This window comes from Niastella sp. sgz303648 (assembly GCF_059587045.1).
Window position 1 is genome coordinate 100345 of record NZ_JCAPSW010000013.1, and the last position, 18320, is coordinate 118664.

16 protein-coding genes are annotated in these 18320 nt (G+C 39.8%); 10 read left to right on the plus strand and 6 right to left on the minus strand.

What is annotated here, in order from left to right; genetic code table 11:
• Nucleotides 1-4: 4 nt before the first annotated feature.
• On the minus strand, nucleotides 5-826 hold the full coding sequence (locus AC59IL_RS29360) for a hypothetical protein (RefSeq protein ID WP_496555804.1): 822 nt from the start codon (nucleotides 824-826) through the stop codon (nucleotides 5-7).
• A gap of 604 nt (nucleotides 827-1430) precedes the next feature.
• On the opposite strand from AC59IL_RS29360, the gene AC59IL_RS29365 reads away from it, so the two are divergent.
• From AC59IL_RS29365 to AC59IL_RS29375, 3 genes are read left to right on the plus strand one after another with little or no spacing between them, the layout of a single operon-like run.
• Nucleotides 1431-1823, plus strand: a complete 393-nt coding sequence (locus AC59IL_RS29365) for a hypothetical protein (RefSeq protein WP_496555805.1) — start codon at nucleotides 1431-1433, stop codon at nucleotides 1821-1823.
• A gap of 7 nt (nucleotides 1824-1830) precedes the next feature.
• Complete coding sequence (locus tag AC59IL_RS29370; protein WP_496555806.1) at nucleotides 1831-3036, plus strand: hypothetical protein; 1206 nt, start codon at nucleotides 1831-1833, stop codon at nucleotides 3034-3036.
• Nucleotides 3002-4276, plus strand: a complete 1275-nt coding sequence (locus tag AC59IL_RS29375) for a hypothetical protein (RefSeq protein WP_496555807.1) — start codon at nucleotides 3002-3004, stop codon at nucleotides 4274-4276. The genes AC59IL_RS29370 and AC59IL_RS29375 overlap by 35 nt, the downstream gene beginning before the upstream one ends.
• Before the next feature lie 174 nt (nucleotides 4277-4450).
• On the opposite strand, the gene AC59IL_RS29380 is transcribed toward AC59IL_RS29375, so the two are convergent.
• The 3 genes from AC59IL_RS29380 to AC59IL_RS29390 form a co-directional block, all read right to left on the minus strand.
• Nucleotides 4451-5326, minus strand: coding sequence for a 2-dehydropantoate 2-reductase (locus AC59IL_RS29380; protein ID WP_496555808.1), 876 nt, complete (start codon nucleotides 5324-5326; stop codon nucleotides 4451-4453).
• Between the two features lie 77 nt (nucleotides 5327-5403).
• The gene (locus AC59IL_RS29385; RefSeq protein WP_496555809.1) at nucleotides 5404-6780 is read right to left on the minus strand and encodes a tetratricopeptide repeat protein; all 1377 of its coding nucleotides are present in this window, start codon (nucleotides 6778-6780) and stop codon (nucleotides 5404-5406) included.
• 74 nt (nucleotides 6781-6854) lie between these two features.
• Nucleotides 6855-9002 carry a DUF4331 family protein gene (locus AC59IL_RS29390; protein WP_496555810.1) on the minus strand — a complete coding sequence of 716 codons (2148 nt, stop codon included), beginning with the start codon at nucleotides 9000-9002 and terminating at the stop codon, nucleotides 6855-6857.
• 330 nt (nucleotides 9003-9332) lie between these two features.
• Between AC59IL_RS29390 and AC59IL_RS29395 the strand changes: the two genes are divergently transcribed.
• Nucleotides 9333-10454 carry an AI-2E family transporter gene (locus AC59IL_RS29395; protein WP_496555811.1) on the plus strand — a complete coding sequence of 374 codons (1122 nt, stop codon included), beginning with the start codon at nucleotides 9333-9335 and terminating at the stop codon, nucleotides 10452-10454.
• 74 nt (nucleotides 10455-10528) lie between these two features.
• Complete coding sequence (locus AC59IL_RS29400; RefSeq protein WP_496555812.1) at nucleotides 10529-11449, plus strand: YihY/virulence factor BrkB family protein; 921 nt, start codon at nucleotides 10529-10531, stop codon at nucleotides 11447-11449.
• Between the two features lie 129 nt (nucleotides 11450-11578).
• Here the strand turns inward: AC59IL_RS29400 and AC59IL_RS29405 are convergent, their stop codons facing one another.
• Nucleotides 11579-11734 (minus strand): lmo0937 family membrane protein, encoded by a 156-nt coding sequence (locus AC59IL_RS29405; RefSeq protein ID WP_496555813.1) that lies wholly within the window; start codon nucleotides 11732-11734, stop codon nucleotides 11579-11581.
• An 81-nt stretch (nucleotides 11735-11815) separates the two neighbouring features.
• Nucleotides 11816-12835, minus strand: coding sequence for a DUF6600 domain-containing protein (locus AC59IL_RS29410; protein ID WP_496555814.1), 1020 nt, complete (start codon nucleotides 12833-12835; stop codon nucleotides 11816-11818).
• A 269-nt stretch (nucleotides 12836-13104) separates the two neighbouring features.
• Between AC59IL_RS29410 and AC59IL_RS29415 the strand changes: the two genes are divergently transcribed.
• The 5 genes from AC59IL_RS29415 to AC59IL_RS29435 all read left to right on the plus strand — a co-directional run bounded on the left by AC59IL_RS29415 (nucleotide 13105) and on the right by AC59IL_RS29435 (nucleotide 18311).
• Nucleotides 13105-14745 carry a Na+/H+ antiporter gene (locus AC59IL_RS29415; protein ID WP_496555815.1) on the plus strand — a complete coding sequence of 547 codons (1641 nt, stop codon included), beginning with the start codon at nucleotides 13105-13107 and terminating at the stop codon, nucleotides 14743-14745.
• Between the two features lie 114 nt (nucleotides 14746-14859).
• On the plus strand, nucleotides 14860-15420 hold the full coding sequence (locus tag AC59IL_RS29420; RefSeq protein WP_496555816.1) for a helix-turn-helix domain-containing protein: 561 nt from the start codon (nucleotides 14860-14862) through the stop codon (nucleotides 15418-15420).
• Nucleotides 15421-15451: 31 nt separating this feature from the next.
• Nucleotides 15452-17332, plus strand: coding sequence for a hypothetical protein (locus AC59IL_RS29425; protein WP_496555817.1), 1881 nt, complete (start codon nucleotides 15452-15454; stop codon nucleotides 17330-17332).
• A 261-nt stretch (nucleotides 17333-17593) separates the two neighbouring features.
• Nucleotides 17594-18094, plus strand: coding sequence for a hypothetical protein (locus tag AC59IL_RS29430; RefSeq protein ID WP_496555818.1), 501 nt, complete (start codon nucleotides 17594-17596; stop codon nucleotides 18092-18094).
• Nucleotides 18095-18155: 61 nt separating this feature from the next.
• Nucleotides 18156-18311, plus strand: a complete 156-nt coding sequence (locus AC59IL_RS29435) for a lmo0937 family membrane protein (protein WP_496555819.1) — start codon at nucleotides 18156-18158, stop codon at nucleotides 18309-18311.
• The last annotated feature ends 9 nt before the right edge of the window (nucleotides 18312-18320 follow it).

The window sequence follows — 18320 nt, forward strand, 5'->3', positions numbered from 1 at the left end:
TCTGTCAATAAAACCTATTAATATTTAGCAACTGCAGAGCTTTAGGTAACACACTGACTGCCGCCTCATCAAATCGTTTGTACATAGAAGTAATGAAATGATATTGACTATTTGGATGGGCAATTAGACCGGCTGTGTTCTTTTTGGAAGCTGGTTGCCGGCAATTGTCCCGTTCCTGCAGGACGGGTAACAGTTTAGCAAGAATATCCGCTTCGTCCCATTTGTCTCTTAATAACTGCAAGGCAAAAGCAGTTAATTGCTGAAAGTAACTTCGACACTTGTATTGAAACGGGATTTGTGCGTATAATTTCGAACCAATTTTTGATGCCCGGGCCAGCAGGCCGGCATTATATAGCAATCGCTGCCTGTTGGCTTTGCGGCAGGCGCTCTTTATTGTTTTACCGTTCCAGTAAGCACTGTTCAATTTTCGATATGCGCGTTTAGGCGAAGGATTTAACGGGACCGTAATTGCTTTTTCGGGTTGTTTGCTGACCACTACTTCAACATATCGCTGCCATAGTAACTCTTTAATTTCATCTTCCTTTTTCCCTGCTTTTAATATGCTAAGCGCTTCGCCGGTAAATGACCTGTACATCCACCCCTGTCGCCAATAAGCGGGCAATGCATTATAAACGTGAGAGCCGATTTTAGATGCTGTTGCCATCAATCCTGCATAGTGGCGGGTGCGTGCAAATTGAGGAGAATGAAGTACCCGTTTTCTGGTGAGCGAGCTTTTTTTACGCACAAAGTTCCTGCCTTCCATAACATAGAAGGTAAGATTACGTATGGTTCCTTTAACAATAAATGGAGCAAAGACTTTGGCCATGTAATAAAGTTACCGACTATATTAAAACGCCGGATGCCGGCACCATGATTTTGACTTTTTTCAATATTTAGCCCTATTGTAGTAGAAAGTCTGCAACCACTATATGACCGCCACTGAACAAACTAAATGCGTTGCTGGTACAGTAACTACTATATATGTACCGTACATGCGCCGTTGCAGGTCCGTGGCACAAGTATAGTACATCGGTAGTTGAACGCGGCCAACCCTTAGGATATCCCTACGATGCGGAGTACTTAAAGCGTATTTTCTAAAAAGTAGAGTCATTCACTAATGGTGTATATAAAACACAATTCGTAAGCTTTATTTAGCGTGGTTAGTGTTATGATAGATATGGTCTCTTTGCCCGCCGCAACTTTAGCCTGGGCGGCTTCGCCCCTGATTATTAGCACCCCGAATTTCGGCGGGCTACGGTGGACGCAGTCTGTCAAAAATCTAATAAGGTATAGTAGTAGATAAAGATGCATTGAATCGAAGTATTGTGAATTGATGGATATCAAGATTTTATGATTGCTTTAGTTTTTAGTTTGATCGGCGCTTTAGAATCCATATTTAATTATAGTATTGAGTAATTAAAAAAATATTTATGGATTTAGCCTTGTTAAAATTAGGTGCAGGAGTTGCTGGTATTGCCGGACTTGCAATCGTAATAAATTATTTAATAATGCTAAGAATTGGAGGAGAATCTTCTTCCAGAAATAAACCAGAGTCGTCTGCTTCAATCAAAGACCGGAATCAAATTAGACGTTTGATCTTATTGTCTTCTTTCACCTTGACTGCATTTTGTATTTTCGGATATGTATGGATTAAAAATGCACAAACACCCACAATTATTCAACGTTCTATAAATAGTCAAGACGTTAAAATGTTAAAAGAAGGAACTACATCTTCTTTACAGGAAGCAAAAGACACCAAAGGAGGAGAATTGATTCAACGCGATCAACCTGCAAGTGATTCCACATTTATCAATAGAAAGTAATAAATCAATGAAAGGATATTTTGTATTACTAACAATGCTGTCGTTTTATCGGTTATCGGCACAACAAGAAATTGAAAACTCACCTGGGAGTATACAAGTAATCCACAATGGAAATATAATTAATTATAATGTAGACACTACATTTTCAGAGCTTAAAAAGTATATAGGACTAAAAATTGACTTGAGTGGAAAGTCAGCAAATGAACAATTGAATTTATTAAGGTCTCAATTTTTGCCATATTTAATGGATTTGAAAAATAGAAATGAAAAGATCCTGCGTTTACTTAGAGAACTTAATAAGCGAACTGAATTAAGTCAACAACAATATAGTGAGATGTTGATGTTGGAAAGATCGCAAAAAGAGCTTGCTGAGCAAATAATCGAGTTAAACGGCAGTATTGATTCTTCTCTGAAAGAATTGTTATTTAGGGCTAAAATGGCTAATGATGGGATATCGGAAATATTATCAATTGACAAATCAATATACATATTAGTCAAAGAAATTCATAATTATCAAAGCAAAGAGGATAGGCAAAGGGAAGCTAAAGAATGGATCAAGATTTCAAAGTATGATAGTCTAAGAAATAGAAAAGGAGTTAAATTTAAAGAAACTGAATTAGGAACCGAGCTTTCGTTTATGAAAATCATAAAAGATGGTGAGCGTATTAATTTTTCACCAGCAGGAGGGATAAAGATTGGGTTTAATTATGCAAAAAAGTTCAGACTGTATCATTTTTATAACCCATTGATCGGAGCTAGTTTTTCTTTTAGTAAAGCCCAAAACGATAGAGAGCAGGTGCAATATGTTGCATTCAATGTTGGTATTTCTAATGTAACTTGTTTTGATACGAAGTATACAAGTAAATATATTCAATCATGGTATTTTCCCATTGGAATTTCCTTTGTTTTCCCTTTGTATCATCAATACAAAAGTTATATTTCAAATCTGAATAATTATGCGCTTGACAAAAACAATTCAAACAATGAATTAAAAAGATTGAATCCACTTCAATTTAATATTTCTGCGGGATTAAAACATGTTTGGACAGCGACCCAAAAAATGCGTAATCTGGGTATTTCTTTATTGGGATATTACTGTTTTACAAATTTCTATCGACAGTCTTACAAAGACATTTATGGTAATATACCTTTCAAAAATGTACGATCAAATAACTATCATGTCACACTATCGCTACACCATTATATTTTATAGTTGGATGCATATATTGTTTTGCTTTTTCTTTTTATCGTGCAGCAAAAAAAAGCTGCAAGCGATTGAAGAAAATATGGCCGTTCCCCAACATAATAGCATTGGAGAAAATATGGTGAAAAATTTTAAGAACTCAATGCACATAGAATCTATTACAAAGTTTATTTGTACAGAAGATCAAGGTATTATTTTTATAGGTAAAAAATCTGACAAATATTATTTAGGGAAATTATCGGCCATTGGGAACGCTGAAGAGTTTCTATATGAACTTGATTATATACCCACAGATATGGTGGCTTATTATTATACTGAGACTGGTCAATCGAGGATAGGATATGATTTATATATTTCAGGAAAATCAAAAGACAATATTTCTCCTGCTATTTACAGATATTTTGGATTGGGGGCAGATTTTCTGGAAAAATTTCCGATGAATGGGATGAGTACAATTAATACAATGTATTTTTCTATTGCTAATAAGCGAATTTATTTCGGAGGCTACAACTTAGCAGCTCAACCCAGGCTATATTCTTATTATGTAGGTGGTGGACGGGTTCGGACTTCGCAAACGCTGGATAGCTTTGATCTTTCATCTCAAATCAACAGTATAAATATTAGAAAGGTAGATTCTGGGATAGATGATTCTACACTATTTATATTATATGATAGTATATCTGATAGTAAAGGACCGAAATATGCAAAGATTGAAGAACTGAATTTTTCTACCAGAAAAGTAAAGTTATATGCGAGTCCTATTCAATTGTTTCACGGCACTAAAGCTTTAATAGCCAGTGGATCAAGCAACTTATTGCTCGTACATACAAGCGATTCTTTATCCACTTCAGGGTTTTTAAGTTATCATCTTTACGGAAATGGTGTAGAAAAATTTGCGTCTTTCAGTTTGCCATTGCTTTCCAGATATAGTGTTATTAATGATATAAAAATTGTAGACAGCATCATTTATGCTTGCGGTATTTCTAATTGCACTGATTTTGTTGAAGGCAAATCAATTACCGGGAATGCAGTATTATTAAAAATAGAGGGTGTAAAGGTTACTGTTTTTACATTTGGTGGTGCAAGTTATTTATCAGGATTTACTACTATGAATATATTGGGGTCTAATTTATATCTTGGTGGATTTACCAGGCAATATTTTTTCCCCGGCGATAATACTCAATGGTTTTCCAACTTTTCTCATAGCGAACCTTACTTACTTAAGGTGCCATTAGATAAGTTGAAATAAATTAAACTAACTCTACATTTATTGGCGCAATGTCCTGTAAAAAAATGGTATTATAATGTAACGGGCGCTATTCAATAATCCTCTGCATGTACTGCCTTCAATTGTTGGGCACCTCGACATCACTTACCACCCCATCCGGGGATCACTGCAGGCAATCCCTCTCTAAGCGATGATTCAGTTTGCCGCTAATGCCTTTAACAGCGCGACTACCATCTTATTTACCGGTGTTCTTATGCCGTGTTTGGCTCCCTTGCGCACAATGACCCCGTTCCTCGCGTCGATCTCCATTGGTCGTCCTGCAATCCGGTCGGCCAGCATTGAATTAATCGAATCCTTTGGCTGCGATCGATACTTTTCAAGTATTTGCTGCCCAACACCCTCTTCAATATGCGCACCTTCGGCATTCGCGACAGCGACACATTCCGCAATGATCTCGAGCACAACTTCTCCCAGCCCTTCATCATGTAAAACGCCTGCCGGTTTCATCATGAGCGCAGAGATGGCTCCCGCTGAATTTATACATAACTTTTGCCAGGCTGCGGTCAAAAAATCATCCGTAAGCGTAACTTCTGCTTTTGATCCCCGAAACAATTCCGCAAATTCACTTCCCAACCGGTTATTTTCTACTTTCATCTGTGCCTTGCCGCGTTGTAGTATGCTTCCGTTCTCCTGCCGCTCGGCCGGACAATCGATAATCACAGGAAGGATCATCTCCGGGTTCACAAAAGTTGAGAAATTTTCCCGATGCTCTACACCATTCTGTAATATGGCTACCGGTGTGTTTTTTCCACAGAGGCGCTGAAGCCAGGCACTCGCACCCTTTGCATCATAAGTCTTCGTTGCCACCAGTACCCAATCTGCCACCTCAGCCACCGCCGGATCAGTGATATTATCCATCTTCAAAGAGATCACTGCTTCCGGTGTATTCACTGTCAGTATTTCCTGTGGTCTGCGGGTGCACAGCGTAATCCTGTGCTGTTTAGTCGTCTCCAGCAGTGTCGCTACCACTCCTCCGATCGCCCCTACACCTACTATTGCTATTTTTGCCATACCCCGAAAATACTGCTTTTTACAAACACCTTTCTGTGGTTGCGAAATAGCTACTTTCCATCAGTCGTTATGTACGATTAATGCGGGTGTTTCTCCTTAACCGCATGATCATACAACACCAGCATATCTCTGCTTTCTTTTTCCAGCTCAGCCGGAAGGCAGGGATTGTTCTTCAGCGCGGTTTGTAAAAACATTTTTGCCTTGTTTGTTTCACCTGTTTTAGCATAGATCAATCCTGCATGGCATAATAATTCAGGGTTCCTGCAATTTGTTTTTAAAGCTGTTGTTATATATGGCAATGCTTTTGAATAAGCCCCTTTGCGATAATACACATTGGCTACCGTTTCATTAACTTCAATGTTGGCAGGCCGCCGGGTGTATTCCGTCAGCGCAAACTCCAGGGCTTTATCATAATTACCCACTCCCATATACGCATGTGCCATTTCATGATCTTCATTTTGCCCTGTAGTTATATCCTTCTTTCTATCAGATGAAAATTGTTTCATGTAATTGAGTATTTCACCGGAAATCATTTTTGCTTTTTCTTTATTGCCTGTCAGATAATATACTTCAGCTATTCCTTCTTTAAATGTATGATCGGGTATTAATGAATCGGCGCGCTGGTATAAAGTGAGCGCCTGTGTATAATTTTTCTCCGCAATAGCTATTCGTGCCAAACCGGCTAATGCATAGGGATAGTTTGGCCGGTTGTCGGCGGCTATGGTATAATGCATTTTGGCAGTTAACGTTTGCCCGATTTTCTCATTCAGTTTACCTAACTGTACGCGACACCATTCCGTATTTTCATCCCCGGGTGCTCCGGCATCTACCGCCAGCTTCATGGCTTCAATGGAGCCGGGTATATCGCCATAAATCTCCCGCAGATAAGCAATGCGTGAATAGGAGCGTATATCCGGACGTATAGAAACCATTTTGTCGGCAGCGTTCAGTGCCGCGGGGTAATTGCCCAGTTCTACATTGCCATCAATTATCAACCCATATACATAAGCATTCAGGGGATACAGTTGCTGAGCCTGGCTGGCAATATTTAATCCTTCTGCAAAACGGTGTTGTGATAACAAAATAGTGGCTTTAAATGTAAGGGCTTCAAAATTGGCCGGATCTTTTTTCAATACCGTATTTACACACTTTAAAGCAGCGCTATTGTAATAATTAAAATTTCCGGTATTGCGCGATTCCTGTATATACAATGCCGTTAATTTCATTAATGATTTTATGTCGGATGGGTTTTGCCTGATCTTATTTAAAAGTATTGTTGCATTATTTTTTATAACACCCCATTCAGCAGCATATGCAAGAGATGTTTTACGGGGAAGTATTTCGCTGTATATGGTTTCACTTGTATGATGTGCTTTTATAAACCAGGAGCCTACAAAAGCAGCTATTGCTACAAACAAAAGCAACAGTGCAGCATAAATATATTTCTTTTTCATACCCATAGTTTTAGTTCAGTATTGGTATTAACAACAGGCCTGCATTACCTGCAAACCTGTTGTTTCATTTCAACTTAGTTTTTTACTACTTTGATTACCTGTTTTGCAACACCATTTTTCAATGCCGTAACCATATATGTGCCGGGTGCCAGTTCGTTGTAACTCCATGGTATGGTATAAACGCCTGCTTCCTGTTTTTTGTCGGTAAGAACTTTTACCAGTTTACCCTGCATATCATACACAACAATGGTAATTTTTGAAGCAGCATCTACACTGTATTTAATAGTACTATTGCCATTGCCCGGATTAGGAAATGCTTCCATATTCATTTCCGGAGCAGCAAGCCCCAGGGTAGCTGCCGGGGGCATATTCCCAATTGTAGTTTCGCCTGTTCGGGCGTTGTTGTTGCCGGTTGTACAATCGCAATTATGCGTACCCGACCAGGGCGATGCAACATAAGGAAACGCAGGTTTGAAAGGAGCATCATTTGCCGTAACGCCGGCATTGTAGGTCAGTACATTTACCAGGTTGGGCGTTACCGGGTTGCTGCCATTGAAATCATCATACCAAAGGCCAATGGCTGCCAAAGCAATTCCACTTACTGCCTGTAATTCTATTCGTACAACATCATCTTCCAGTCTTCTTCCATTGGGAAAGCCATCCATATTGGGAATAAATTGTAAAGAAGCGCTGCCGTTATAGGCCGGATCCGTTAATCCTAAAACGGCTGCCTGAACAATGCCCAGGTTGTTGAATTTCGGATGATCGCGAGGGGTAGGTGGTACGGCCATATTCAAACGAAGCATGTCGCCACCATTGGGCAGAAAATTGTTGATGAAAGGCTTACCGGCTGCTAAAGGATTACCACCTTTGCCTGTTGCCAGCTGGTAGGGTCTCATGTTGGGTACACCGGTATTAAAAATGGGCCACAGGTCAACTGAGCGGGGAGCATTTTTGGCAGGCAACAACAAACTGCCAAAAGCATTCTCTGCAAGAGCGGTTCCATTCAAAGCCGCACTGCCTTTCAGGCCAAACAACCCATTCTGTCCATTACCAAATCCAAACTGGCCCAATGAATTCTTTTGAATACGCAATGGAGATAATGCCGGAACTGCTTTTCCAAATAAGGCATCATCCATATAAAGTGCCAGTTCAGGATTATAGAAATGATCCCCGAATATTTTTAGTTTTTGAATATCCTGGTAAGGCGTCAATGAATTCCAGTAATCTTTCAAACCAATCGGTACAATCACTTCATTGGTCAAAGGCATACCCAGCCGTGATACCTGGATCCAGGGGCCGTCGTAACTTTCTTTCATGTTATATTCGTTGCTGTTTTTTTCAGCAGACGCAGACCTGCGATCATTATCGTAGTCATTGCTGTTGTCATGATCAAAGCTTTTCAATACCCGTATTTTCTGACGGCTTGCCGATGCCCATACACCGATTACATAATTTGGATCAAGTATACTTGTAGCTTTTGAAACAGGTTGATGATCTTTCTGCAAAGCAGCAATATCAATTTGCAGCGCAATAGTGGAAACATTCAGGCATTTCAAACCATCAATCGATTTTGTTCCTGTGGTGCGTGGCGCATCCCCCAGGTCAAAAATTCCACCAAGATCAACAAAGAACGGATCATCTGCAGTACCACAGAAAACCTTTTCGCCTGTTGATGCTGTTTGAATGGCGCTTTGTATCAGCGCATCATAATCAGGGGCATTTAAGCCAACTGCAGAACTTATAGAGCGTGGGCCAACATTGGGTGGGGGTACCGTGCCCTTATTAACAATAGTCTGGAAATGACTGCCGCCATCTATGCTTCTTTCGAGCCTGTAAGTAGTTTTCAGGTTTTGTTTTCCCAACCGGATATTAAAAAAAGTGGTAGGGTCCTCGTTCTTCTGATCGAATGAAAACCGGTAAACGATATCATCGCCTTTGGTGGCTACATTATTGTCGATATGAATTTCGTAGCGGATGTTTTCACCAAAAGAATAATAGTTAGGGCCTCCCTGTGGCAATTGCCCGGGAACATAGTTGGCAATGATGGTTACTTTGTCGGGATTGTCGGGACTTCGAAAAGCATACAGGTCAGTGTTGTCGGCCAGTGGATCGTTGGCGATAAGCGGAGCTTCCCTGTGGCTGGAGGCAAAGACGCCAAAAGGAAAGACATTTATCAGCATAACCACCAGCAGGATGGATGCATAAATCTTTCTTTTCATAAACCATTTTTAAATTGTTAGAAAAAACAATTAATCCTGGTAATTCATAGACGACTACCCTAAAGGTGCTATATCGGTTAAATGGAAGCTTATCAGTGAGTAAGGACAAATCATGAGGAAAAGGGAAAACTGATCAGTTAGAAGCATCTACGGAGAAAAAAATAATGCGGATTTTAAATACATAGTAAAATTAGAAAAATAATTTTGATTTTATGGAGTTTGGCTCGACAAAACCTAACGCTTGAGTCATAGGAACCAATATGTTAATGCCCATATTTTCATCTTATCGAATATTAAAATCTTACATTTACTTTATTAACCAACTGCCATATGCAAAGGCCGGTCATTTTTCCCTTTACCATCAGATTTAGTCTTAGCCTTATTAGTATCGTGCTTATTATATTGATACTCTCCCAGGCGCAGCATATACTGGTGCCAATGGTTTTCGCTGCTTTGTTTGCTATGTTGCTGGTTGCTCCCTGCAATTTCCTGGAACGGCATAGAATACCCAGGGGCCTGGCAGCCTTGCTTTCTTTCATACTTTTCATCCTTGTTGGATTCATTGTTTTTTATCTGATATCGTCCCAAATCTACCGGTTTAAAAATGAACTACCGGGATTCATAAACCAATTGAGCACAGGGCTTAAAAATCTTGCGGGGAAATTTCAGGAGCATTTTCATATAAGTGCCGAAAAAACAAACCAGCTTCTTGATGCTGTTTCCTTCAAAAACCTATACAATACGACCACCTTTGTTGGAAATACCTTTAACACGGTTTCAAATACCGTCGTTTACATGATATTGATTCCTGTTTATACTTTCCTGTTATTGTTTTACAGGGGGCTGATCGTGCTTTTTCTTGTCAGGAGTTTTCCGGAAAAAGATAACGCAATTGTACGGGATGTTCTTAATAAATCCAGGACGGTGATTAAAGGATACTTGGTTGGCATATTTACAGAAATGATTATAGTGGCGGTGTTGAATTGCACGGGATTTTTTATTCTTGGTGTTAAATACGCGTTGCTTCTCGGTGTAATTGCTGCCGTATTAAATATTATTCCTTACCTCGGTATATTCACCGCTTGTATACTGAGCATGATCATTACCTACACCACCAATTCACCGGGAACTGTATTTGGAGTAGCTATAGTGCTGTTATGTGTTCACCTTATTGATGCCAATTTCATACTGTTGAGGGTGGTAGGCTCCAAATTGAAGATGAATGCGCTGGCTACTTTGTGCGGAGTTATTACCGGAGGAGCCATTTGGGGTATTACCGGAATGTTTCTCGCCATTCCGCTGTTGAGTATTCTTAAATTGATTTTTGATGCGGCTGAAAGCCAGCCTCCATGGGGCCTTCTGATAGGGGAAGATATTTCTTTGTCTGAAAGGCGTGAGCAAAGAAAATCAGCGAGGGAACAAAAATTACTCAGGAAGAAGGATCCAAATTGATATCATCAGGCATTCAGTAAATTGTCAAACTTATTTTTCACTTTATTAAGGATGCTATTTCTCATCTTTACAACATGAAATGGATCCCAAACTTTTTTGCACAGCTATGGGGTACCTTCAGGACTACTCTTAAAACTTTTATTGCCGAAAATTATCTTCGCTATAGCGCCTCGCTTTCTTACTATACTATCTTTTCACTGGCTCCTCTGCTTATTATTACAATTTCGTTATGTGGATATTTTTTCGGCAAACAGGCGATGGAAGGAAAAATATTTTCAGATATACGCACTCATGTCGGGGATGTTGTTGCCTTGCAGATTCAGCAAATGATTCAGCATGTTGTTTCGGCACAGGCTTCTTTTGTGGCAAAGGCTGCCGGAATCATTGCCATGGTGTTTGGCATTTCAGCCGTTTTTACAGAAGTGCAGGACGCCATCAATCACATCTGGAAGCTTAAAACCATACCGAAACTTGACAGGAAAAAATATTTTATTAAAAGAGCTATTTCTTTAGGCGTATTCAGTTTCATTGGTTTAATACTTGTTTTGTCATTAATGATCAATTGGCTGATTGATATTTTGGGTAATTACCTGATCGGGTTCTTTGCCGACGCCAGCATTTATATGGTATTTGCCATTAACCGTATTTTTATTGCCGCCATTGTGGCCCTGCTGTTTACATTCATGTTCAAATTTCTGCCCGACGGCAAAGTGAAATGGAAAGATGCTATAAAGGGAGCTGTATTTACTTCCATCCTCTTTATGCTTGGCAAAGCAGGCATTGGTTATTTTCTTGTTTATTTTGATGTAACTTCTATGTATGGAGCGGCTGGTAGCCTGGTTGTTCTTCTTCTTTGGATTTATTACTCCAGTGTGATCATATACTTCGGGGCTACATTTACGAAAGTGTATGCACATTTGTATGGAGGAAAAATTATTCCCGGATCCTTTGCCGTTTATCTGGATACGGAAGAACTTATGCCGGATCATAAATAAATGCTTTCCGGTACACTGCAAACTATTCGGTTTAAAATAAACAGGGCATAATATTCCAATAAGGGAAGCATGCCCCGGTCATCTGTTAGAACGATTAAAATTCAATCTTCTCAAAACTACCGGGTAATTTTATAGAACCCTTCTTCCCTGGATTATTCTAACTATGATTGCAATAAGTGCAATAAGAAGCAGAAGGTGAATGATTCCTCCGGCATGAAATGCGAAGAATCCGACTGCCCATCCAAGGATGAGTATAACGGCAATGATGTAAAGTAAGCCAGACATAAACTTTTTTTATTAATTAGAGTAAAAAAATGCCATGCGGGCCGGATTCATCTGAAGCTGGATTAGTTTAAGGGAAAAGCCTTAATTATTTTCTTTTTTGGGGGGATTGTTTTTTTGGGAGTGCGAATGTTGTTGTTTAGCCGGCGGCTGCATTGCTGGTCGTTCATTCCGTTGCTGTTGTACCGGCTGCTGCCTTGCAGGCTGATCAATCCGTTGCTGTTGTACCGGCGGCTGCATTGTTGGTCGTTCGTTCCGTTGCTGTTGTACCGGTTGCTGCTTTGCGGGCTGATCAATCCGTTGCTGTTGAACCGGCTGTTGCCTTGCTGGCTGATTTCCCTTCCAACCTTCCACTTTCGAAGGGACTGGTTTACGTTCGGCAGATATATTTTTTTGTACCTGTGGCCTGTATATCTGAAGCTCTTCGCGATTCAGGTTCTGACCGGGCCTGCCGATTTCTTTAATAGCTATCGGCGTAAATTGTTTACCGGCATATTTTTGAACTTCAGTTCTATCGGGACCGGCATTGTATCTTACATTGCGTGAATGATCTACCTGGAAATTATTTATGACGGTGGATTTGTTAATGATTGTTGTATAGTTTGATGTACTGACATAATAATTATAAATGTTCGTTCTTCCGAAATCCCTTTCCCTTACAAATCTCCAACGATCGTAGGGTAAATTGTAGCCACTGCTATAAGCAATCTCAATGCTGATGCCGGGGCCTATTGGCGCCCATCCGTAATAACCTTCGCACCTTCTCCATATAACCCATGCAGGAGCCCATTCGTAATCAGGAACCCATACCCAGCCATAATAGGAATCATAAAACCACCTGCCATAGTGAAAAGGAGCCCATCCCCATGAATAATTAGAAAACCACATCCACCCTTCATTGGTGAATACCCAATGGCCGTTAGTTGCATAAGGAATAAACCCGTGAGATACACGAGGAACCCAAACGTATCCATAATCCGAATTATTTACCCAATAACCGTGGGGGCTTAAATCATCATAAAAAACCTGGAAGCTGACAGATCCCTGTGCTAATGCTTTTTGCGGGACTATCCATGTAAAAGCATTGAGAGCCAGGAACAGCATAAGAAATTTAATTACTGCTTTCAATGTTGCGGGAATATTCGTGAATGACCGGAATAACACGATCCAAAACTGCATCTATTTGCCTAAACGACTGTTACATAATTGGATAAATAAGTTATATCATTCACACATTTGCAGCTATCCGGATTATTAAGCTTAGCTTACAACAATGCAAAAAATTAAACCAGTAATCAAATGGTATTGCCACGGTTTTAAAAAAATGAGTTGGTCAACCCTAAGCGTTGAGTTGTTACTTTGAAAATTGGAGAATGGAAAACTTTAAGATCATTATTTTTATATTGGCAGTTTTGATCAGTTTATCGGCTGTTATTGATAAACTAAAACTTCCTAATCCTGTGTTTCTGGTACTGGTTGGGTTGATCATTGGCTTTGTACCGGTATTACCCGGTTTGGCCCTGGATCCCGATGTTGTTTTCCTTGTTTTTTTACCACCATTGCTGTATGACGCAGCTTTCCGCACGTCGTGGCATGATTTTAAAACCAATATAAGACCCATATCGGCATTGGGCACCAGCCTTGTTTTTTTTACTACGATCGCTGTTGCCATTACTGCCCATTATTTTATCCCAACGTTTAGCTGGCCGCTGGCTTTTCTATTGGGGGCAATCATCTCTCCGCCCGATGCTGCAGCTGCTACCGGCATCATCAAAGGGCTTGGTTTGAACAAGCATGTTATCAGTATCCTTGAAGGCGAAAGCCTTGTTAATGATGCATCTGCCCTAATTGCCTACCGGTATGCGCTGGCAGCGGGTATTACAGGGAGTTTCCTTTTCTGGCATGCCGGCTTGCAGTTTTTATTTGTGACCGGTGGAGGGATTCTTATCGGCTTGCTGGTGGGCTATGTGTTAATAGTTATTCATAAAAAAATTAACAACTATCCTATTGTTGAAACAAGTCTAACCCTGTTAACGCCTTTTTTATCCTATTTGGCTGCAGAACAGGTGCATACTTCGGGCATACTGGCTGTTGTAAGCACCGGCCTTCTTTTGTCGTGGCGTTCACAGGAAATATTTTCTTATCAAACAAGGATGCGCACAAGAGTAGTTTGGGACACCCTGCTGTTTTTGTTGAACGGATTTATATTTATTCTTATTGGCCTGCAATTGCCTGGCATTTTAAAGCAATTAACACATTACAGATTATCCTCGCTTATAGGCTACGGATTGATCATTAGCGTGGTTACTATTTTGGTACGTATGATATGGGTTTTCGCGGGGGCTTATTCATTCAGATTCTTTAACAGGGGTAAGAAGAACCACAACGATGCGTTGCCGGATAAGGACCGGTATGGCGACTGGAAAAATGTTTTAATTGTTGCCTGGACAGGCACCAGAGGGGTGATCTCTATGGCTTCGGCCCTTGCCCTGCCGCTTACGCTTTATAACGGAAATGCTTTTCCGCAAAGACACCTGATCATATTTGTTTGCTTTGTTGTGATCTTTGTAACGCTGGTGGTGCAGGGATTTTCCCTTCCCCTGTTGATCAGGCTTCTTGGCGTAAAACCTTCGAACAACGAGGATAAAGAAGAAAAAGAACTTCAATTGTATGTTGTGAACAGCACGCTGCATTTTATTGATTATGACTTTTACCCACTACCGGAAGAACGGATCAGGAAGGAGTTAATAAAGAAATATGAGCTGTTAGCCGCAAAATTAGTCAAAGAAATCAGTACCCATACCCGAAACGAAAAGCAGGAAGAACAGTTGCCGGTAAGAACGCTTACTGCTATGCAAAAAGCACAAATTGAGATCGGCCGGTTTCAACGGGATCTGCTGCTGAAACTCCATAAAGACGGCCAGTTTAGCGATACGGCAATAAGGCAGGTAGAAAGGGATATGGACATAGATGAGCTGAAATTAAATCAATTGCTTCCCAAAGAGGACCAATAAGGAAGTTTTTACGTACATTTAAGTACGGATAGCCGTCATATCCGTGCTACCAGATTCCCTCCCATACAGGTTGGCATATATGTATACCCATGTTAATTTAATAAATAAACTTTTTTGAAACTGTACATTAAAAATATGGTTTGCATCCGATGCAAGATGGTCGTGAAAGAAGAACTGAAAAAATTGGGATTGCATTATACTTCAGTGGAATTAGGCGAAGCAGAAGTGCTGGAAAATATATCAGTTGAACAGCATGACCAGTTTAAAGCCGCGTTATTGAAATCGGGCCTCGAATTAATGGACGACAAAAAGAGTGTATTGATCCAGAAGATCAAAAATGTTATTATTGAATTGGTCCATTATTCAGAAGATCCGTTGAAAATAAATTTTTCCGAATATTTAAGCCAGCAATTAAACCACGATTACACCTACCTTGCCAATCTTTTTTCAGAAGTGCAGGGCACTACGATTGAAAAATTCTTAATCGCTCACAAAATTGAACGGGTAAAAGAATTACTCGTATATGATGAATTGAATCTTACGGAAATCGCTTACAAGATGCATTACAGCAGTGTTGCGCATCTTTCGGCTCAGTTTAAGAAAGTAACCGGCCTCACTCCTTCGCATTTCAAACAGCTTAAGAACAAACGACGCTCCATGCTGGACGATATGTGAAATGTAACGTATTTACGGAGTTTAATAACCTATGGAAGCTCCACCGAATATGTTTACAGCGAAAAATATTGCTTGCTTTTGCATTGCTTTCTGTTTTGCGTTGCTTCCTTATGGCTGTGTGTATTCCCAAATAAACGACTCTGCCATACATGCCATACCCAAAAAGAATATAACCTTTTCGCGGTTTCTCCTGAATGTAATAACACGAAAAAGTGTAGATACATCTATGCAACCGGGTGTGCTCATCAGTAAAAATGAGGAGCCGTTTCTGCCTTACCAGGGTAAGGGCATCAGGCATATACTGATCAAAGAGTTCGGGTTTGATAAAACACTTACAGATACGGCAAAAGAAATCAGTTATTTCGGTAAAGATTTTGTAAACCACCTGCATAAGATTACAAATGAAAGGGTAATACGCAACAATCTTTTCATTAAAGAAAAAACGGCACTCATTGCTAATGTAGTGGCAGATAATGAACGATATCTTCGTTCACTGGATTACATACATGATGCGCGCATATTCGTAGATACGATTGCGAATGAACCTGATTCCATCGATTTGATAGTTGTTACCAAAGACTTCCTTAGCATTACATTTGAACTCAGCAATGCTACCAAAGACCGGTTTAAGGCAAGAATAGGGGATGCCAATGTAATGGGAACGGCACAAAAAGTTCAGTTTACAACGGTGCTCGAAAAAAAGCGAGATCCGAATTTTGGCTATGAAATACTATACAAAAAAAATAGTATCGGCAATACGTTTGTTAATACATCTATTGGCTATTCAACAATCAACTCCGACCTGTACGATGGCACCATAGATGAACATACCTGGCATGTGGCAATCGAAAAGCCTTTGGTATCACAATACCTGCATGTAGCAGGTGCCATAAATCTTGCTCATAGCCAAACTTATAATAATTATGCAAAGCCCGATAGCCTGTTCTATTATTATCATTACGATACGTATGATGCATGGATTGGGTATAACCTGGGCGTGCGTAAATTCCTGTTCCTGAAAACTATATTAAACAGGCAATTCATCAGCATTCGTTATTTTCGAAACAGGTTTAACCGGGTGCCTTACCAGGTAAACGACGGATTTAATTTCAGGTTCAACGACCGGGAAGCCTTACTGGCTCAGTTTACTTTTTTCAGGCAAAACTTTTATAAAACCAATTACGTTTTTGGTTTTGGTATCACTGAAGATGTTCCTTATGGTTATAATATTGCCTTAACTACTGGCTGGTATAAACAATTATACATGAAAAGATTTTATACCGGAGTGGATGCCAATTGGTATGTTGTAACAAACAGCGGGTATGTGAGGCAATACTTTTTACGAACAGAAACTTTTTTAAACAAAAGCAAAATTCAGGATGCAACCGTTTTAATGGGCGCCAGTATTTTCAGCCGTATTTTTAGCTTCAGAAACTTAAAAATGCGGCAATACCTGAGATTGAGTTATACAAAGCAATTTAACCGCATTGGTCTTGAACCCCTTGGGATTAATAATGTATTTGGACTTCAATATATTTCTTTTGATTCAGCAAGCGGACACCAACGTGCGGGTGTGCATACAGAAACATTCTTTTTTCTAAAATACAAAGCGTTGGGTTTTAAGTTTGCAACGTTTGCATCTGCAGATATTGCACTTATTACACCTGAACATAAAAATGCTGAAAACTCAGGCTTTTATTTTGGTATAGGCGGGGGGATACGAACACGCAACGAGAATATATTGTTTGGAACAATAGAATTGCGGTTCATGTATTTTCCCCGAAAATCACTGCAGCACAATGCTTTCAAACTTACAATTGATACCAACCTGCGTTTCAGGTACAATAACACTTACGTAAAAGAGCCGGATATTATTCAGGTAAACAGCGATTATACTAATAATATTTACTGACCGTACCAACAAATCCGTTTTATTGTACCGGCCTCTCTTTCCTGTTTCCTGCTTTCTTCTTCATTTTTCTACTTCGTATATGGCAATGTGTGAATGATGTAATCTATTTGTTCAATTATATAACACTTATCATCGAAAACAGGCTCACCTTTGCACAATAGGTTTTTACTGGAAATTAAATCAGCATGAAATGATAAACAAAACAGAAATAAAAGGATACCGGACTTAATAATTTCAAAAAGCAATTTAAACATATACAAAATGAAGAAATCAATTTTTATAGTAGCATTATTGTTTAGTGGCTTTTTATTTGGAACAGCTACAGCGCAATTGAATGTGAATGTCAGGGCCAATATCGGTGCTCAGCCTGTATGGGGGCCTGTAGGATATGACCATGTTGAGTATTATTATATGCCCGATATCGATGTGTTTTACTATGTTCCGGGCCACCAATATATTTATCAGCAACGCGGACGCTGGGTATATGGCAACTCTTTACCTTACCGGTTACATAATTATGATATATACAACGGGTACAAGGTAGTGGTCAATGATCGATATCCTTATCGTCACGCTGAAAACTACAGGGCAAAATATGCTGAATACAAAGGCCATCACGACCAGGAAATAATCCGTAATAGCCGCGATTCAAGATATTATGAAAACAAAGACCACCCTGAACATAATAATTGGAAAAGAGATCAAAACCAGCAGAGGAATGATCATGACCAACGGAAAAATGATCATCAACATAACAAGTGAGGTGTGATCATAATCGTCAGTAATATATACTGACGATTTTTTAAATACAAATAAAAAATTTATGGAAAAATTACTCTATATCGTTGCCGTCATCTTCGTCATCGGATGGCTGGTTGGGTTCGTCGGATATCATGTCGGGGGCGCCATTCACCTGCTGCTTGTAATTGCAATTATTGCCGTTCTGCTAAACATTATGCAGGGAAAAAAAGCCCTATAAAAGTTCGGA

What these genes read in the sequence shown, in the direction of transcription:
- AC59IL_RS29370 (WP_496555806.1), top strand. Translation starts at nt 1,831, where the DNA reads ATGAAAGGATATTTTGTATTACTAACAATGCTGTCGTTTTATCGGTTA.
- AC59IL_RS29390 (WP_496555810.1), bottom strand. Translation starts at nt 9,002, where the DNA reads ATGAAAAGAAAGATTTATGCATCCATCCTGCTGGTGGTTATGCTGATA.
- AC59IL_RS29400 (WP_496555812.1), top strand. Translation starts at nt 10,529, where the DNA reads ATGAAATGGATCCCAAACTTTTTTGCACAGCTATGGGGTACCTTCAGG.
- AC59IL_RS29395 (WP_496555811.1), top strand. Translation starts at nt 9,333, where the DNA reads ATGCAAAGGCCGGTCATTTTTCCCTTTACCATCAGATTTAGTCTTAGC.
- AC59IL_RS29375 (WP_496555807.1), top strand. Translation starts at nt 3,002, where the DNA reads ATGTCACACTATCGCTACACCATTATATTTTATAGTTGGATGCATATA.
- AC59IL_RS29380 (WP_496555808.1), bottom strand. Translation starts at nt 5,326, where the DNA reads ATGGCAAAAATAGCAATAGTAGGTGTAGGGGCGATCGGAGGAGTGGTA.
- AC59IL_RS29405 (WP_496555813.1), bottom strand. Translation starts at nt 11,734, where the DNA reads ATGTCTGGCTTACTTTACATCATTGCCGTTATACTCATCCTTGGATGG.
- AC59IL_RS29430 (WP_496555818.1), top strand. Translation starts at nt 17,594, where the DNA reads ATGAAGAAATCAATTTTTATAGTAGCATTATTGTTTAGTGGCTTTTTA.
- AC59IL_RS29360 (WP_496555804.1), bottom strand. Translation starts at nt 826, where the DNA reads ATGGCCAAAGTCTTTGCTCCATTTATTGTTAAAGGAACCATACGTAAT.
- AC59IL_RS29435 (WP_496555819.1), top strand. Translation starts at nt 18,156, where the DNA reads ATGGAAAAATTACTCTATATCGTTGCCGTCATCTTCGTCATCGGATGG.
- AC59IL_RS29415 (WP_496555815.1), top strand. Translation starts at nt 13,105, where the DNA reads ATGGAAAACTTTAAGATCATTATTTTTATATTGGCAGTTTTGATCAGT.
- AC59IL_RS29410 (WP_496555814.1), bottom strand. Translation starts at nt 12,835, where the DNA reads ATGCTGTTCCTGGCTCTCAATGCTTTTACATGGATAGTCCCGCAAAAA.
- AC59IL_RS29385 (WP_496555809.1), bottom strand. Translation starts at nt 6,780, where the DNA reads ATGAAAAAGAAATATATTTATGCTGCACTGTTGCTTTTGTTTGTAGCA.
- AC59IL_RS29365 (WP_496555805.1), top strand. Translation starts at nt 1,431, where the DNA reads ATGGATTTAGCCTTGTTAAAATTAGGTGCAGGAGTTGCTGGTATTGCC.
- AC59IL_RS29425 (WP_496555817.1), top strand. Translation starts at nt 15,452, where the DNA reads ATGGAAGCTCCACCGAATATGTTTACAGCGAAAAATATTGCTTGCTTT.